General features: G+C 66.3%; 20 protein-coding genes. 10 read left to right on the forward strand and 10 right to left on the reverse strand.

All coding sequences use genetic code 11. The annotated features are described in order from the left end of the window. The coding region (locus ACK4IU_RS12845) for an HAD-IC family P-type ATPase (protein ID WP_409735771.1) at positions 1-362 on the forward strand (362 nt) is incomplete at its 5' end. Beyond that, positions 362-520, forward strand: coding sequence for a cbb3-type cytochrome oxidase assembly protein CcoS (ccoS, locus tag ACK4IU_RS12850; protein WP_149589877.1), 159 nt, complete (start codon positions 362-364; stop codon positions 518-520). The genes ACK4IU_RS12845 and ccoS, both read left to right, overlap by 1 nt. Positions 521-700: 180 nt before the next feature. Here ccoS and ACK4IU_RS12855 read toward each other — a convergent pair whose 3' ends face one another. The 3 genes from ACK4IU_RS12855 to ACK4IU_RS12865 form a co-directional block, all read right to left on the reverse strand. Further along, positions 701-1,378, reverse strand: a complete 678-nt coding sequence (locus ACK4IU_RS12855; RefSeq protein ID WP_409735773.1) for a fumarylacetoacetate hydrolase family protein — start codon at positions 1,376-1,378, stop codon at positions 701-703. A 3-nt stretch (positions 1,379-1,381) separates the two neighbouring features. Continuing rightward, positions 1,382-3,349 carry a serine hydrolase gene (locus ACK4IU_RS12860; protein WP_409735775.1) on the reverse strand — a complete coding sequence of 656 codons (1,968 nt, stop codon included), beginning with the start codon at positions 3,347-3,349 and terminating at the stop codon, positions 1,382-1,384. A 266-nt stretch (positions 3,350-3,615) separates the two neighbouring features. Then, positions 3,616-4,311 (reverse strand): HAD family hydrolase, encoded by a 696-nt coding sequence (locus ACK4IU_RS12865; protein WP_409735777.1) that lies wholly within the window; start codon positions 4,309-4,311, stop codon positions 3,616-3,618. Positions 4,312-4,417: 106 nt separating this feature from the next. Between ACK4IU_RS12865 and clpS the strand changes: the two genes are divergently transcribed. From clpS to ACK4IU_RS12880, 3 genes are read left to right on the forward strand one after another with little or no spacing between them, the layout of a single operon-like run. Further along, positions 4,418-4,738, forward strand: coding sequence for an ATP-dependent Clp protease adapter ClpS (gene clpS / locus ACK4IU_RS12870; RefSeq protein ID WP_409735779.1), 321 nt, complete (start codon positions 4,418-4,420; stop codon positions 4,736-4,738). Positions 4,739-4,784: 46 nt separating this feature from the next. Beyond that, the gene (locus tag ACK4IU_RS12875) at positions 4,785-5,771 is read left to right on the forward strand and encodes a class I SAM-dependent methyltransferase (protein WP_409735782.1); all 987 of its coding nucleotides are present in this window, start codon (positions 4,785-4,787) and stop codon (positions 5,769-5,771) included. A gap of 13 nt (positions 5,772-5,784) precedes the next feature. Beyond that, positions 5,785-6,597 carry an SDR family NAD(P)-dependent oxidoreductase gene (locus ACK4IU_RS12880; protein WP_409735785.1) on the forward strand — a complete coding sequence of 271 codons (813 nt, stop codon included), beginning with the start codon at positions 5,785-5,787 and terminating at the stop codon, positions 6,595-6,597. A gap of 15 nt (positions 6,598-6,612) precedes the next feature. Here ACK4IU_RS12880 and ACK4IU_RS12885 read toward each other — a convergent pair whose 3' ends face one another. Next, entirely contained in the window at positions 6,613-7,002 is a 390-nt protein-coding gene (locus ACK4IU_RS12885) for a hypothetical protein (protein ID WP_409735787.1), read from the reverse strand. 76 nt (positions 7,003-7,078) lie between these two features. Here ACK4IU_RS12885 and hemF point away from each other — a divergent pair, with 76 nt between their 5' ends. From hemF to ACK4IU_RS12900, 3 genes are read left to right on the forward strand one after another with little or no spacing between them, the layout of a single operon-like run. Beyond that, positions 7,079-7,939 carry an oxygen-dependent coproporphyrinogen oxidase gene (gene hemF, locus ACK4IU_RS12890; protein ID WP_409735789.1) on the forward strand — a complete coding sequence of 287 codons (861 nt, stop codon included), beginning with the start codon at positions 7,079-7,081 and terminating at the stop codon, positions 7,937-7,939. Between the two features lie 10 nt (positions 7,940-7,949). Next, positions 7,950-8,561 (forward strand): LysE family translocator, encoded by a 612-nt coding sequence (locus ACK4IU_RS12895; protein WP_409735792.1) that lies wholly within the window; start codon positions 7,950-7,952, stop codon positions 8,559-8,561. 6 nt (positions 8,562-8,567) lie between these two features. After that, on the forward strand, positions 8,568-8,921 hold the full coding sequence (locus ACK4IU_RS12900; RefSeq protein WP_409735794.1) for a hypothetical protein: 354 nt from the start codon (positions 8,568-8,570) through the stop codon (positions 8,919-8,921). A gap of 53 nt (positions 8,922-8,974) precedes the next feature. On the opposite strand, the gene ACK4IU_RS12905 is transcribed toward ACK4IU_RS12900, so the two are convergent. Genes ACK4IU_RS12905 through ACK4IU_RS12930 form a run of 6 tightly spaced genes read right to left on the reverse strand, consistent with a single transcriptional unit; the run spans position 8,975 to position 12,210 of the window. After that, positions 8,975-9,250, reverse strand: a complete 276-nt coding sequence (locus tag ACK4IU_RS12905) for a hypothetical protein (RefSeq protein WP_409735796.1) — start codon at positions 9,248-9,250, stop codon at positions 8,975-8,977. Then, complete coding sequence (locus ACK4IU_RS12910; RefSeq protein ID WP_409735798.1) at positions 9,247-9,921, reverse strand: hypothetical protein; 675 nt, start codon at positions 9,919-9,921, stop codon at positions 9,247-9,249. The genes ACK4IU_RS12905 and ACK4IU_RS12910 overlap by 4 nt, the downstream gene beginning before the upstream one ends. Before the next feature lie 36 nt (positions 9,922-9,957). After that, the gene (locus ACK4IU_RS12915; protein WP_409735801.1) at positions 9,958-11,394 is read right to left on the reverse strand and encodes an APC family permease; all 1,437 of its coding nucleotides are present in this window, start codon (positions 11,392-11,394) and stop codon (positions 9,958-9,960) included. Next, positions 11,387-11,572, reverse strand: a complete 186-nt coding sequence (locus ACK4IU_RS12920) for a hypothetical protein (RefSeq protein ID WP_409735803.1) — start codon at positions 11,570-11,572, stop codon at positions 11,387-11,389. The genes ACK4IU_RS12915 and ACK4IU_RS12920 overlap by 8 nt, the downstream gene beginning before the upstream one ends. A gap of 6 nt (positions 11,573-11,578) precedes the next feature. Next, the gene (locus ACK4IU_RS12925; RefSeq protein WP_409735805.1) at positions 11,579-11,956 is read right to left on the reverse strand and encodes a hypothetical protein; all 378 of its coding nucleotides are present in this window, start codon (positions 11,954-11,956) and stop codon (positions 11,579-11,581) included. Next, positions 11,956-12,210, reverse strand: a complete 255-nt coding sequence (locus ACK4IU_RS12930; RefSeq protein ID WP_409735808.1) for a hypothetical protein — start codon at positions 12,208-12,210, stop codon at positions 11,956-11,958. Before ACK4IU_RS12930 ends, ACK4IU_RS12925 begins: the two co-directional genes overlap by 1 nt. Before the next feature lie 263 nt (positions 12,211-12,473). On the opposite strand from ACK4IU_RS12930, the gene ACK4IU_RS12935 reads away from it, so the two are divergent. Both ACK4IU_RS12935 and ACK4IU_RS12940 read left to right on the forward strand, forming a co-directional pair. Further along, positions 12,474-13,370 carry a class II glutamine amidotransferase gene (locus ACK4IU_RS12935; RefSeq protein WP_409735810.1) on the forward strand — a complete coding sequence of 299 codons (897 nt, stop codon included), beginning with the start codon at positions 12,474-12,476 and terminating at the stop codon, positions 13,368-13,370. A gap of 4 nt (positions 13,371-13,374) precedes the next feature. Continuing rightward, the gene (locus ACK4IU_RS12940; protein WP_409735812.1) at positions 13,375-14,064 is read left to right on the forward strand and encodes a protein GlxC; all 690 of its coding nucleotides are present in this window, start codon (positions 13,375-13,377) and stop codon (positions 14,062-14,064) included. Positions 14,065-14,072: the final 8 nt, after the last annotated feature.

A 14,072-nucleotide genomic window follows, 5' to 3' on the forward strand; every position in this document is an offset into this window, starting at 1 on the left:
CCGCCCGCGTGGCGCAGCTTGCGTCAGAGGGCCGCAAGGTCCTGATGGTCGGCGACGGGCTGAACGACACGGCTGCGCTGGCCGCCGCGCATGTCTCGATCTCGCCCGCCTCGGCACTCGATGCGGCGCGGGTCGCCTCGGACATCGTGCTCCTCGGCCAGGACATCGCCCCCATTGCCGACGCCCAGCGGATCAGCCGGCAGGCGACGCGGCGGATGGTCGAGAATTTTCTGATCTCGGGCGGCTACAACATCGTCGCCGTGCCGATCGCGCTGGTGGGCCTGGCCACGCCGCTTGCGGCGGCGCTGGCCATGTCGCTGTCCTCGATCACCGTTTCGCTGAACGCGATGAGGCTGAAGTAATGGAAGTCCTCACCATCCTGATCCCGGCCTCGCTGTTCCTGGGCGGGATCGGGCTTGCGGCCTTCTTCTGGGCCATGCGCAACCGGCAGTTCGACGACCCCGAGGGCGATGCGAACCGCATCCTGATGAAGGATTGGGACGACCGCCCCAAGCCCTGAGCGACCCCACCCCGGACTTGATCCGGGGTCTCACCGGGAAACAGGAGGCCCCGGATCAAGTCCGGGGCAGGGTTTTCTTGCAACCGGCCTGCGCCGACACCATGGTTGACACCACCCTAACGGAAAATCCCAAGGGGTTGGTTTTCTTGACATTCCGGCGTTTGTCCACCGTGGACAAGTTCAAGCGATCGTCACCGTCGCCGGTTGCAGGCCCTCGACCTCGACCTTGCAGGTGTCGCCCCGGTTCAGCGGTCCCACCCCCGCGGGGGTGCCGGTGAAGATCAGGTCTCCCGGCGACAGGCTGACCAGCTGCGACAGGGCCGCGATGATCGAGGCCGGGGTCCAGATCATCTCGTCGGTCGAGGCTTCCTGCCGCACCGCCCCGTTCACCGAACAACGCAGCCGCCCGCCGGGCAGGGGGCCGGGCCTGATCGCCCCCACCACGGCCGACTTGTCGAACCCCTTGGCCATGTCCCAGGGCCGGCGGCGCTCCTTCGCCTCGGCCTGCAGGTCGCGGCGGGTCAGGTCGTTCCCGGCGGCGTGCCCCCAGATCATCGCCTGGGCCGCTTCCTCCGACACCATCGCGCCGGACTTGCCGATGGCGACCACCAGCTCACCCTCGTGGTGCAGGTTCTGCGTGGCGGGCGGATAGGGGATGCGGCTGCCGGACTCCACCACGGCATCGGCGGGCTTCGTGAAGAAGAACGGCGTCTCCCGTTCCGGCTCGCCCCCCATCTCCCGGGTGTGCTCGGCATAGTTTCTGCCGACGCAGAAGATGCGGCGGACCGGGAAGCGTTCGGCACGGCCGGAGACGGGCAGGGTGACGGTCGGCAGGGCGGGAAAGACGAGTGCGACCATGGCTCAGCCTCCTACGGTTTCGCAGGGGATCGCGCGGGCGGTCAGGCGCCGGCAGGCCAGCTGGGCCTGTTCCTCGGTCAGCCCCATGAAGCTTGCCCGCCATTTGCCGCCCGACTGGATCGCCCGGCGGTTCCCCTCGTTCAGGGTGGCACTTTCGGCCAGCGCGGTCTTCAGAAGCGCCTTGTCCGCCTCGTAGCGCGAGGAATATTCGCCGACATTCACCCCGAAGTGCCGCCCGCCCGAGGTGGACATCACCACGACAACCTCTTCACTCGTCCCGGTGTCCTCCGCCTGCATGTCCGCGGTCTCGACCGTGTCGAAGATCGGAGCCTGCCGCTTGGGCATGGCCGGGGCCACGGCATCCGGCGCAAGGCCGGCAGTTACCGTCGGCGGGACTGGGGCTGTGGCTCCGGCAACGCTCTCGACGTCGGTCACTTCGGCCAGCAGCACCGCAGGGGTGTCGGTGGCAGCTGGATCCAGGCCCGGATCGGTCACCACAAGTTCGGGCTGGACCTCGGCAATAACGACTTCCTGCGCGACCGGCTCTGCCGACGCGACGGCAGGCGCATTCGCCTCCGGCTCGGCTGCCGCGATCAACGGAGCAGCCATGGCATCGGGTCGCGCCCTCGGTTTGAACGCCGCAAGGGCAGGATCGACAAGCGACCCGGTCGCAGCTTCCGGAACCATCTCCGGCGCAACCGCCTCGGCCAGAACCGTCTCGCCTGCCGGTGCGGCCAGAGCCGCAGCCTGCGCGTCCAGGGTACCGGACTCGGGCAGAACGGCAGGAACGGCCGGCGGTTCGCTCGCCTCAGCCAACAGGTTTTCCGGCGCAGCTTCGATTGCCGCTGCCGGCTCGACTGCAGTCTCTGCCAGCGCCATCGGCTCTGTGGTGGCCTGTTCGGCGGCGGCCATTGCCTGCGCCTGGAAGTCCAGCGTCCCTTCCGGCGCTGGCGCCGCGGTAGCCTCGGCCAGCGCGCCTTCGATCCCCTGCGCCATGGCAACCGCCACGGCATCCGGCACCGTCGGAACCGCCGGCCGCGCCTTCGGGCGGAGCGACTTCTTCACCTCGCCCGAGACGCGGACAGTCTTGCCGGCCCCACCCACGGCGTCGATCTCATCGATCCCGGTTTCCAGCGAGGCGACCAGCGCGTCCTCGATCGGCGCTGCTTTCGGCGGCTGTTCCTTCACGCCGTTCCGGGCCTTGCTGAAGCCAATGTCCATCAGTTCCGCCATCTTCGCATTGCGGTTGGCCGAAGAGGTGCCACCGAACACCGTGGCGATGATGTGCTTGTTGCCCCGCCGCGCCGAGGCGGTCAGGTTGAAGCCCGCCGGGCTGGTGTAGCCGGTCTTGATCCCGTCCGCGCCCTCATAGCTGTCGAGAAAGCGAGAGTTCGTGTTGGTCACGGTCGCGATCCCGGCGTCTGCCGTCCGGCGCGAGAAGATGTGATAGTACTGCGGGAAGTCGTAGAAAAGGTGCCGTCCCAGCACGTTCATGTCGTAGGCCGTGGACAGGTGTCCCTCGGCCGTCAGCCCGTTGGCGTTCTTGAAGGTGGTGTTGTTCATGCCCAGTTGCCGCGCGGTGCGGGTCATGCGCTTGGCAAAGGTCGCGGCGTCGCCGCCGATGTGGTCGCCGATCGCCGAAGCCGCGTCATTGGCCGACTTGATCGCCGCCGCCCGGATAAGATGCCGCATCGAGATCCGTTGCCCCGGCTTCAGCCCCAGCCGCGACGGCGGCTGCGACGCTGCGTATTTCGACACCGTCACCATCGTATCCAGCGACAGTCGCCCCGCCTCGATCTCCTGAAAGGCGATGTAGAGCGTCATCATTTTGGTCAGCGATGCAGGATGCAGCCGTGCATTGGCATTTTTCTCGTAGAGGACTTCGCCGGTCCGGCCGTCCATCACGATGGCCGCGAAGGGCGCGGCCTGAAGCGGAGACGTCACGACGACTGCGGCGACGACAAGAATCATGGAAATAGTGCGAAAAATACGCCCGAGAAGCGATGTCACCTCGCCCACCCTTTGCCTGTTGGCCCGGATTTTCCGGTGCCGAATTCTGCCTCGGTTCGAAGGCTAGCACAGGAACTGCAATGCGAAAACCCAAAAATTCCAAGGGGTTTCGAGGTGCAGTTGAAGTAGTTGCAGGGAAGCAGCAATCCGAGGTCGGTCAGGCCATATCTAGGGTCAGAAGGGGGTCTGGCCGTCTATTTGTGGGGGTCTGTGCTTCTAGTGCAGGATTAGAGATGCAGCTGACGCACCAGGTCCGGCAACTGGCCCAGATCCCTGACGACGTGGAACCGGCTGTGCGCGGTCGGGGGCGAAGCCACTTCGAACGACCATTCTTTCTCTTGGGGCACATGGACGCCCCATGATCCCGCCTGAAGCGCCGGAATCACGTCGGATTTCAGCGAGTTGCCGACCATCATCGCCTGGTCTGCCCCCGTCCCGTGCCGGGCGAAGGCCTGCCGGTAGGTCGCCTCGGTCTTGTCCGAGACGATCTCGACCCCGTGAAACAGGTCGCCCAGGCCGGACTGCGCCAGCTTGCGTTCCTGGTGCAAGAGGTCGCCCTTGGTGATCAGCACCAGCCGGAACTGTTCCGACAGTACGGTGACGGTAGTGCGGACATGCGGCAGAAGTTCCAGCGGGTGTTCCAGAAGATCGCGGCCCATGGCGATCAACTCGCCGATGACACGGGCCGGGACGCGGCCCTCGGTCACCTCGATCGCCGTCTCGATCATCGACAGGGTGAACCCCTTCACGCCGAAGCCGTAATAGGCCAGGTTCCGATGCTCTGCCGCGGTCAGGCGTTCCCGCAGGTGATCGGGCTCGGCATGATCTGCCAGCCGTTCCAGGAAGCGGTCCTGGGTCATCCGGAAATAGCTTTCGTTCTGCCAGAGCGTGTCGTCCGCGTCGAAGCCGATCGTCGTCAGCATGGCCACCTCTTTTCCCTGCGGCAAAAGAGGCTATATTTCAGGGGGCAGTTGCAACCCCGAATCCTGAAGCCGGAGCCCGATCCCCGTGTCCTTCCGTCCACCGACCATGTCCGACAAGACGGACGGCCCCGGGCACGATACCTCGATTCTGACCAAGCCGAAGTCGAAGACGCAGCGCCCTCCACTGTACAAGGTGCTGCTCCTGAACGACGACTACACGCCGATGGAATTCGTCGTGCATGTGCTGGAACGCTTCTTCGGCCTGAACCATGCCCAGGCCTTCGAGATCATGCTGACCGTACACAAGAAGGGGCTTGCCGTGGTGGGCGTTTTCAGCTTCGAGGTGGCCGAGACCAAGGTTGCGCAGGTGATGGACTTTGCCCGGCGCCACCAGCACCCGCTGCAATGCACGATGGAAAAGGAATGATCGTGCACCCGGCCAGAAGGAACCGGGGGGCCTGAAGCCCCCGCCCATGCGAGCCGCACGATTGTCCCTGGCGCTGGAGACCGGCGCCCTGACGCTTCCGGCAACGGGCCGCATCGCCGTTTACGGGCCGCGACGCGACGACGACCTGTCGATGTTGCCGCGCGACCGGCTGGTGGCCCTGACAGGGTTCAGGCCGGACTACGACCACTTCGCGGCCATGTGTTCCGTGACGCCCGCGCCACCCTACGCGGCGGCAATCGTCTGTCTGCCCCGCTCGCGCGAGGCGGCGCGGGCACTGATCGCCCGGGCGGCGGCCGAGGTGACCCCGGGCGGCTGGATCGCAGTCGATGGCCAGAAGACCGACGGTATCGAAACCGCGCTTAAGGACCTGCGCGGGCGGGTGGACCTGTCCGAAAGCCTGTCGAAGGCGCATGGCAAGCTGGCCTCCTTCCGCGCCGGGCCCGACCTGTCGGACTGGGCGGCCCGGCCCGCCGAAGTGGCGGGCTTCCGCACGCTGCCGGGGATATTCTCCTCGGACGGTCCCGACCCGGGCTCGGTCCTGCTGGCCGCCAGCCTGCCCGACAAGCTGGGCGGCAAGGTCGCCGATCTGGGGGCGGGCTGGGGGTTCCTGGCGGCCGAGATCCTGAAGCGGCCGGGCGTGAAGCGGCTGGACCTGGTCGAGGCCGAAGCGGACGCGCTGGACTGCGCGCGGGCCAATATCACCGATCCGCGCGCCCGCTTCCACTGGGCCGACGCGACCGCCTGGCGCCCCGAGACGCTGCTCGACGCCGTGGTGATGAACCCGCCCTTCCACACCGGCCGCGTGGCCGACCCCGCCCTTGGCGCGGCCTTCATCCGGGCGGCCCGGCGGATGCTTGCCCCCGACGGCAGCCTTTGGGTAGTTGCCAACCGCCACCTGCCCTATGATCCGGTGCTTAACGACTGCTTTCTCGATGTGCGCGAAGTCGCCGGCGACGGCCGCTTTCGCGTGATCCATGCCACAAGGCCCCGGCGCGACGCGCAACGGGCCTAACCCCAGAGGTTCCATGTCCTTTTCCGTCTCCGGCAAGACCGCCATCGTCACCGGCTCCGCCGCCGGCATCGGGCTCGCCATTGCCCGGCATCTGGTCGACAAGGGTGCGAACGTGATGTTCGCCGACATCGACGAGGCACGGCTGGAGGCCGAGATCGGCGAAGAGGCGCGGGCCGAGGGGCCGGTTCGCATGTTCGCGGGCGACCTGACCGAAAAGCTGACCATCGCCAACCTGCTGTCCGCGACCATCGACGCCTTCGACCGGGTGGACATCCTGGTCAACGCCAGCCGCCGGATGATGGTTTCGGACATCCTGAACCCCGATGCTGACGGGGTCGAGGAGTTGTGGCGCTACAATGTGCTGTCCGCGCTGCGCATCTCGCAGATCACCGCCAAGCGGATGATCCAGCACGCCCAGAGGGCCGAGGTCGAGGAAGGCACGATGCTGGGGTCGATCATCAACCTGTCCTCGATCACCGCGCAGGCCACCCGGCCGGAGCTGCTGGGCTATTCCATGGCCGCGGCGGCGATGGACCAGATGACGCGCTCGCTGGCGGTGGCGCTGGCGCCAAAGGGGATCCGGGTCAACGCGGTGGCCTTCGGCAGCGTGATGAGCGCAAGCCTGCAGGCCGCGCTGAAGCAGAACCCCGGCTATCGCGACCAGATCGCCGGGGCGACGCCTCTGGGCCGTATCGCGGCGCCGGTCGAGCTGGCCGAGGCGGTGCAGTTCCTGGCTTCGGACGCTTCGGGCTTCATCACCGGGCAGGTGCTGACCGTGGATGGCGGGCGCGGGCTTCTGGACGCGGTGAGCGCCCCCGCACACTGACCACCTTCGCACCGATCATTCGGGATATTGCGCCTTGCATGCGGCGATCACCTTCTCGGCCTGCCGGGCAAGCTCCTTGCGCTTTTCCTTCAGGCTTTCCAGCTTGCGCGCTTCTTCCTTAAGGTCGATGGCCTTGGGCCTTGTCTCGGTGACGGGGCGTTCATCGAGGCACAGTCGCGGCGGCGGGGCGGGCTGGCCTGCCGGCGCAGGGCGTTCGCAGGTGGTCCAGTAGCTTTCATAGACGGTCACCGTCTCGAAGGCGTAGCCGCGCGCCAGGTTGCCCTCGGACTCCTTGATCAGCCGGTCAACGGTGCGCAGGTCGCGCGTGTTCCGGCTGATGCATTGCTCCTGGGGAGTGCCGCACGCCGCAAGCGTGGCAAGTGCCAGAAATGACAGCCGTTTCATCGGAGACTCCTTGAACAGTGGAAAGCATCGCACGGGGATGCTAGGCATGCGGATGTCAGCATCCGAGGACATCAGAATGACCGATCCGATTGACAGCCGCAACGCCGTCGCAGCCGCCTGGTTCCGAACCCTGCGCGACCGGATCGTGGCGGCTTTCGAGGGGCTGGAGGACAAGTATGCCAAGGGTGCACCCGGCCGGTTCGAGGTAACGCCGACCAGCCGCGCCGATGGCGGTGGCGGTCTGATGAGCGTGATGCGTGGCGGCGCGGTGTTCGAGAAGGTGGGCGTCAACTGGTCCGAGGTTTACGGGCAACTCGGCGAGAAGGCACAACGCGCGATGGCTGCGCGGGGGGTGCCGGGGATGGACAAGGACCCGCGCTTCTGGGCCAGCGGGATCAGCCTGGTGGCCCATATGCAGAACCCTCATGCGCCCGCCGTCCACATGAACACCCGAATGTTCTGGACCCCCGGCGCCTGGTGGTTCGGCGGCGGCTCCGACCTGAACCCCTGCATCGAATATGCCGAGGACACCGCGCATTTCCACTCCGAGATGAAGGCGGCCTGCGACGCGCATGCGCCCGACTACTATGCAAAGTTCAAGGCCTGGGCCGACGAATACTTTTTCATCCCCCATCGCGGCCGGGCGCGGGGCGTGGGCGGCATCTTCTTCGACGACCTCAACACCGGCGACTGGCACCGGGATTTCGCCTTCACCCGCGCGGTGGGCGAGGCCTTCCTGCCGGCCTTCCTGCCGGTGACGGAACGTCGCGTCGAGACGCCCTGGACAGAGGCCGACCGCGAGGTGCAGTTGCAGCACCGCGGGCTCTATGCCGAATACAACCTGGTGTATGATCGGGGGACGAAGTTCGGGCTTGAGACCGGACATGACGCCAACGCGGTGCTGATGAGCCTGCCGCCCGTCGCCAAGTGGTATTGAGACCTCGGGCATGGACGCCGATGCTCTGCTGTCGTTCCTGCTGACCGCGCTGGTCCTGGAACTGACCCCGGGGCCGAACATGGCGTGGCTTGCCCTGCTTGCGACAACGTCGGGACCACGGGCCGGGCTGGCTGCGGTTCTTGGCATCACCCTTGGCCTGGCTGTGCAGGCCCTCCTGGCGGCAACGGGTGTTGCTGTTGTCGTGGCGGCCTGGCCCGGCCTGTTCCAGGCGCTGCACATCGCGGGCGTGGCCTATCTTCTCTATCTCGCGCTGGAAAGCTGGCGCGATGCCGGAAATCCGGCGCATCACCTGCCGGGCGGCGGCGAGGACGGGGCAGCAGGGTTTCGCCGGGGGCTGGTGACCAATCTGCTGAACCCAAAGGCCGCGCTCATGTTCGTGACGGTGCTGCCGGGCTTCCTGACAGCGGATTCGGGCGCATGGGAGAGCGCGGTCCTTTCCGCGATCTATCTTGTCGTGGCGGTCGTGGTGCATCTCATGATCGTGGCGTTGGCCGGCACCTTGCGCGGACCTCTTGCCGACCCGGTCGTTTCGGCGAGGATGCACCGGGTTCAGGCGCTGACGCTGGCCGCAGTCGCGGCGTGGCTTTTTTGGCGAGGGTAGATCGGAATGGCCGATATCACGGTAAAGGCGGCCTACGGCTCGGTCGTCGAGGATGAGGGAACCCTCTTCGTGGGTTTTGCCGAGGGCGAGGACGAGGCCGACGGCTATGTGCTGTTCCGCCAGCCCATCGGCGGCGGGCCGGTCTGGTTCGAGGCAAGCGACGAGACCTTCGGGGCCGAGGATGCCGTCGAAAGCGTGGTGGCTGGGCCGAAAGGGTTCGAGGTGACGATCCGTCCGTCGATGCGCGCGGCCTTTGGTTTCGCGGCGACGGTGGCGGTCAGGGTCGGGCCGGGCTGCGAGGACGGGGCCGAGGCGTTGGCCGCGCTGAAAGGGATGGTCGGGGGGCTCTGGCAAGAATAGCTCGTCGTGCGCCTTCGGCTTCTCCTCGCGGGGGGCCGCGACGAGTGACGAAGTCATCGAGGAGCGTTGGCGTGGGACCACACCGCCTGCCGGATGCGCGCGGTCTTGTAGGCGTCCAGCACCGCCATGGCCCAGACGAACAGCCCGCCCGAGACCTTGCCGACGAAGGACACGTCCGGCGCGGCGGTCTTCAGCGTGAAGCCGCCCAGGAGCACCGCGAAGCAGACGAAGATCAGCCCGCGCACCGGCTGGCGGTTCAGGACCTGGCCAACTCCGGGCAGAAGGAGCGCGACGGCGAGGACGAGGTAGGGGTTCAGCGGCTGTTTCATGCTTGGTCCTTCAGGGCCAGCACATCCTGACGGAGCGTGGCCAGCCTGTCGAGCAGCGGTTCCAGCCGGGAGGGAGACAGGGGGCTGCGGCCCATCTCTGCCTCGCGAAAGATCAGGTAGCGGCCCCGGTCGGCTTCCTCGGCGAGGATCACGATGCGCAGGCCCCTGGGGGAGAGGACAAGTTCCTTGACGCGGGGGTCGCGAAACAGGTCGGCATGATCGGCGATCAGCCGGGCCAGCGGCACCCGGGCCGCGTCGTCGGTGCGGATAGCGATCTCGCGGGGCAGATGCGGCGGGGTAGGCAGCGACTGGGGCAGGCTGGCAAAGCGGGTGAAGGGTTCGTTGCCAGATGGACGGGCCATCAGGTCCAGCGTGGCGCCCAGCGGCATCGGCTCGGGCAGGCTGACCAGCACCCAGAGCGCGGGCAGCTTGCGGAAGGTCAGCGTGTCCGGGATGGCCTGAAGGTCGAAGGACAGGCCCCCGCGCCGGCCGGTCATCCGGGGAAAGCCGGTGGGTTGCAGCTGCGTCTCGCCGCCGTCGAACAGGGGTTTCACTGCGTCGAAGAAGGCCGCGCGGGCGGCCGTGCGTGCCCGCGTCTCGCGGATCAGGCGGAGGGCGAGCCAGAGGCCGAGGGCGGCGAGGGCGAGGCCGAGGGGGACAAGCGGGGACATGGGGAAAAGGCCCGCCCCGGAGGGCGGGCCGCGGTCTCAGTAGCCCTGGGGCTTCGGCCAGGGCATGGTGAACTGCGCCCCCCGGTTCACGAAGCGGTAGCGCCAGAAGTGGAACCAGAGCGACACCACGATGTAGAAGCCGATCATTGCGACGAGCTGGGTCCCGTAGCCCAGGAACACCGCGAAGAAGGTCACGCCGCAGAGCGTGAGCAGCGTGATCGCGGGGATCGGGTGGAACGGGTGTTCATAGCCGCGCTTGATCGTATCGAGCGGCCATTTGCGGCGGAACAGGATGATGTTCAGCGGCATGAAGGTATAACCCAGAAGTCCCGACAGGATCGAGAAGGTGATGACCTGATCCAGCGGTGCACCGAGTGCGAAGATCAGCGCGATCGGAACCAGGAACACGATGGCCCGGTAAGGCGTGCGATAGCGCGGATGCACCGCGCCGAACCAGCCGGGCAGATACTTGTCGCGCCCCATCGCGAACCATGCGCGGCTGGCATCGTTGATACAGCCGTTGGCGCTGGCCAGCGTTGCGAAGAGGGTGCCGAAGCCCAGAAGCCAGACCAGAGCCGTGGAGCCCGAGAGCCGTGCAGTGTCGAACAGCGGGGCCACCGACCCGTTGACGCCATCGCCCAGGAACTCCCACGGCAGGACGCCCGAGCAGACATACCAGGTCAGCGTCGCGGCAATCAGCAGCGTCATGATCCCGGCGAGCGTCCCGAAGGGCAGCGCGCGGGCGGGCGAGCGGACTTCCTCGGCCGCCTGCGTGGTGCCCTCGATGCCAAGGTAGTACCAGAGGCCGAAGTGCATCGCCGCCAGCACGCCGATCCAGCCGTAGGGCAGCTCGTGCCCCTCGAACAGCGCCGCATGGTCCATGATCCCGCCGCCGAGGATGCCGCTGGTGGACAGGAACAGGACGATGATCGCAAGGAAGGCGACAGCGGTGATGACCAGGTTGAAGGTCAGTGTCGCCAGCACGCCGCGATAGTTCAGCCAGGCCAGGAACATGATGACCAGGATGATGAAGGGCCGCTGGTCGAGCTCGCCCGCATGCCCCGTCATCTGCGCCACGACAGAGAACAGGTAACCCGCGGTGATCGCGTTCGCCGCTTCCAGCATCGTGTAGGCGAAGACGAGGTAGAGGCCCACGTTGAAGGCCATCAGCGGGCCGATGATGTGCTTGGCCTGGGTGTACTGCCCGCCCGCCGAGGCGACGGTCGAGGTGACCTCGCTGTCGATCATGGCGACGCAGGAATAGAGGATCCCCGCGAACCAGCAGGCGATCAGCGCGGCATAGGCCCCGCCTTTGCCGACGGCGAAGTTCCAGCCCATGTATTCGCCGACCAGAACGATCCCGACCCCCAGCGCCCAGACATGCGCCGGGCCAAGGACGCGCAGGAGGCCGACCTTGGTGCCGTGCGGCCCCATGCCGTCCATGGTCTGCGAGGTGATGTCCACGTCAGCCATGATGCGCCTCCTTGGCCTTGTGCTGTTCGGCCAGGGCCTCGATCTCGCCCTCGCGGGAGGATGTGAGCACATCCTCGCTGTAGGTGCTGTCGGTCCTCAGCCAGTCCACCAGCATGTGCAGCCCCAGAAGGGCCGAAAGCCCCCAGGCCCCGTATTCAAGCCAGTTCCACAGGTCCATGGCGGCCTACTCCCCGAATTTTTCCGAGATGACCTCGCGGTATTCCACTTCGGAAAACCGCAGGATCAGGAAATAGTACAAGAGGATGACCGCGATCATCGTCACCAAGGCGCCGACCGAGAAGCTGTAGTCGAACCGTGCGAGGATCAGGTCATGCGCGGTTTCGGGGGTGTAGCCAAGCGCCTCGTATTTCGCGGCTTGGGCCGGGGTCTGGCCCAAGGCCTCCCAGGTGGCCTCGGTCGCGGGGTTCGCCACCGATTTCGCGGCGCCCGCCATGTTCAGCCACAGGGGCACGAACAGCGCGCCGACGGTCAGGACCACCAGCACGACCACGTCGATCAACTGGCTGGCCTTGCCCTGTTTCGGAGGTTGGTAATGCGCCATCACTTCCTCCCCCTGGCTTCGTCCAGGAACTTGATGTCTAGGCTGTACATGAAGTCGCGGTCCTCGCGGTAATGGCGCAGCATCGCCAGGATCGCGGCGGTGTTGAAGATCAGGACGATGGCGCCGCCGATCAGCAAGAGGGTCCGCGCCCCTCCCGTCGGCGCAAGGTCCCAGGTCGCCAGTGCGACGAAGATCACGGCGAACCACAGGCCGATGACGAACGCCCATGCCACCAGCACGTCGCGTCGGTGCATCGCCTCAATCCGCTGATTAAGGTCTCCCACGTTTTCCTCCCTTGGGCTCTTGGACATCCGTGCGACGCGGCCCCCACGTCTTTCCCTGCACGGCGATTTTGTTTGCCTCAAGGAAAGCCAACTGCGACATTCTGTCAAGAAAAACCGCCGGTGCCCATGTATTCAGCAGCGATTTTCCCGAGAGGTGAAATTTGTTTCTTACCAGTTGATAGGGGCAAAAACCGGTGCTAGCGTCTTCCCAACCATGTGAAGGAGACGAATCCATGTGTGGCATCGTTGGACTTTTCCTCAAGGACCCGAAGCTGGAACCCCAGCTGGGTGCCATGCTGACGGACATGCTGATCACCATGACCGACCGTGGCCCGGACTCGGCGGGCATCGCGATCTATTCCGGGGCGAAGGACGGGCTGGGCAAGCTGACGATCCAGTCGGCCAACCCGGACCAGGATTTCAAGGACCTGGACGGCGATCTGCACGACGCCATCGGCCAGCCCGTGACGATGAAGATCAAGTCCACCCATGCCGTTCTGGAAGTGCCGCTTGACCAGATGGAGGCCGCGCGTTCGGCCCTGTCGCACCTGCGCCCCGGCGTGAAGGTGATGAGCGCGGGAGACTCGATCGAGATCTTCAAGGAGGTGGGCCTGCCCAAGGACGTGGCCGCCCGCTTCGAGGTGTCGAAGATGAAGGGCACCCACGGTATCGGCCATACCCGGATGGCGACCGAATCCGCCGTCACGACGATGGGCGCGCACCCGTTCTCGACCGGGGCGGACCAGTGCCTTGTGCACAACGGCTCGCTGTCGAACCACAACGGCGTCCGGCGGGAACTCAAGCGTCTCGGCATGACCTTCGAGACCGAGAACGACACCGAGGTCGGCGCCGCCTTCATCAGCCACAAGCTCAAGACCGGCGAGACGCTGGGCAACGCGCTTGAGGCGGCGCTGACCGACCTCGACGGCTTCTTCACCTTTGTCGTCGGCACCAAGAACGGCTTCGGCGTCGTCCGCGACCCCATCGCCTGCAAGCCGGCCGTCATGGCCGAGACCGACCAGTATGTCGCCTTCGGGTCGGAATACCGGGCGCTCGTGAACCTGCCGGGCATCGAGGACGCCCGCGTCTGGGAACCCGAACCCGCCACCGTCTATTTCTGGGAGCGTTGAGAGAATGCAGACCTTCGATCTGGGGAAAGAGGGCCTCCGGGCGCTCAACTCGGCGCTGCACGCGCTGAAGGGCCAGACCAACATGACCGACTGGGAGGTCATCAACCCCAAGGGCGCGCATGCGATCGCCGCTGGGGTGGACGCGCCGGTCGACATCACCGTGCGGGGGTCCACCGGCTATTACTGCGCCGGGATGAACAAGCAGGCGACCATCCGCATCAAGGGCTCGGCGGGGCCCGGCGTGGCGGAAAACATGATGTCGGGCACCGTCATCATCGACGGTGACGCCAGCCAGTATGCCGGGGCCACCGGGCGCGGCGGCCTTCTGGTCATCAAGGGCAATGCCTCCAGCCGCTGCGGCATCTCGATGAAGGGCATCGACATCGTCGTCCACGGCAACATCGGCCACATGTCGGCCTTCATGGCGCAGTCAGGCAACCTGGTGGTGCTGGGTAACGCGGGCGAGGCGCTGGGCGACAGCCTTTACGAGGCGCGGCTCTTCGTGCGCGGCACGGTCAAGTCGCTGGGCGCCGACTGCATCGAGAAGGAAATGCGGGACGAACACTACGCCATCCTGGAAGATCTCCTCCGCCGCGGCGAGGCCGACCACAAGGCCAAGCCCGAGGAATTCCGCCGTTACGGCTCGGCCCGGAAGCTTTACAATTTCAACATCGACAACGCGTCGTCGTACTGAGGCACGGA

Origin of the sequence: Tabrizicola flagellatus, assembly GCF_046295235.1 — a bacterium.
GTDB classification, from domain to species: domain Bacteria; phylum Pseudomonadota; class Alphaproteobacteria; order Rhodobacterales; family Rhodobacteraceae; genus Tabrizicola; species Tabrizicola flagellata_A.

What these genes read in the sequence shown, in the direction of transcription:
- hemF (WP_409735789.1), top strand. Translation starts at nt 7,079, where the DNA reads ATGACCGATCCGATTGACAGCCGCAACGCCGTCGCAGCCGCCTGGTTC.
- ACK4IU_RS12900 (WP_409735794.1), top strand. Translation starts at nt 8,568, where the DNA reads ATGGCCGATATCACGGTAAAGGCGGCCTACGGCTCGGTCGTCGAGGAT.
- ACK4IU_RS12875 (WP_409735782.1), top strand. Translation starts at nt 4,785, where the DNA reads ATGCGAGCCGCACGATTGTCCCTGGCGCTGGAGACCGGCGCCCTGACG.
- ACK4IU_RS12935 (WP_409735810.1), top strand. Translation starts at nt 12,474, where the DNA reads ATGTGTGGCATCGTTGGACTTTTCCTCAAGGACCCGAAGCTGGAACCC.
- ACK4IU_RS12860 (WP_409735775.1), bottom strand. Translation starts at nt 3,349, where the DNA reads ATGATTCTTGTCGTCGCCGCAGTCGTCGTGACGTCTCCGCTTCAGGCC.
- ccoS (WP_149589877.1), top strand. Translation starts at nt 362, where the DNA reads ATGGAAGTCCTCACCATCCTGATCCCGGCCTCGCTGTTCCTGGGCGGG.
- clpS (WP_409735779.1), top strand. Translation starts at nt 4,418, where the DNA reads ATGTCCGACAAGACGGACGGCCCCGGGCACGATACCTCGATTCTGACC.
- ACK4IU_RS12905 (WP_409735796.1), bottom strand. Translation starts at nt 9,250, where the DNA reads ATGAAACAGCCGCTGAACCCCTACCTCGTCCTCGCCGTCGCGCTCCTT.
- ACK4IU_RS12930 (WP_409735808.1), bottom strand. Translation starts at nt 12,210, where the DNA reads ATGCACCGACGCGACGTGCTGGTGGCATGGGCGTTCGTCATCGGCCTG.
- ACK4IU_RS12865 (WP_409735777.1), bottom strand. Translation starts at nt 4,311, where the DNA reads ATGCTGACGACGATCGGCTTCGACGCGGACGACACGCTCTGGCAGAAC.
- ACK4IU_RS12925 (WP_409735805.1), bottom strand. Translation starts at nt 11,956, where the DNA reads ATGGCGCATTACCAACCTCCGAAACAGGGCAAGGCCAGCCAGTTGATC.
- ACK4IU_RS12855 (WP_409735773.1), bottom strand. Translation starts at nt 1,378, where the DNA reads ATGGTCGCACTCGTCTTTCCCGCCCTGCCGACCGTCACCCTGCCCGTC.
- ACK4IU_RS12915 (WP_409735801.1), bottom strand. Translation starts at nt 11,394, where the DNA reads ATGGCTGACGTGGACATCACCTCGCAGACCATGGACGGCATGGGGCCG.
- ACK4IU_RS12940 (WP_409735812.1), top strand. Translation starts at nt 13,375, where the DNA reads ATGCAGACCTTCGATCTGGGGAAAGAGGGCCTCCGGGCGCTCAACTCG.
- ACK4IU_RS12910 (WP_409735798.1), bottom strand. Translation starts at nt 9,921, where the DNA reads ATGTCCCCGCTTGTCCCCCTCGGCCTCGCCCTCGCCGCCCTCGGCCTC.
- ACK4IU_RS12885 (WP_409735787.1), bottom strand. Translation starts at nt 7,002, where the DNA reads ATGAAACGGCTGTCATTTCTGGCACTTGCCACGCTTGCGGCGTGCGGC.
- ACK4IU_RS12920 (WP_409735803.1), bottom strand. Translation starts at nt 11,572, where the DNA reads ATGGACCTGTGGAACTGGCTTGAATACGGGGCCTGGGGGCTTTCGGCC.
- ACK4IU_RS12895 (WP_409735792.1), top strand. Translation starts at nt 7,950, where the DNA reads ATGGACGCCGATGCTCTGCTGTCGTTCCTGCTGACCGCGCTGGTCCTG.
- ACK4IU_RS12880 (WP_409735785.1), top strand. Translation starts at nt 5,785, where the DNA reads ATGTCCTTTTCCGTCTCCGGCAAGACCGCCATCGTCACCGGCTCCGCC.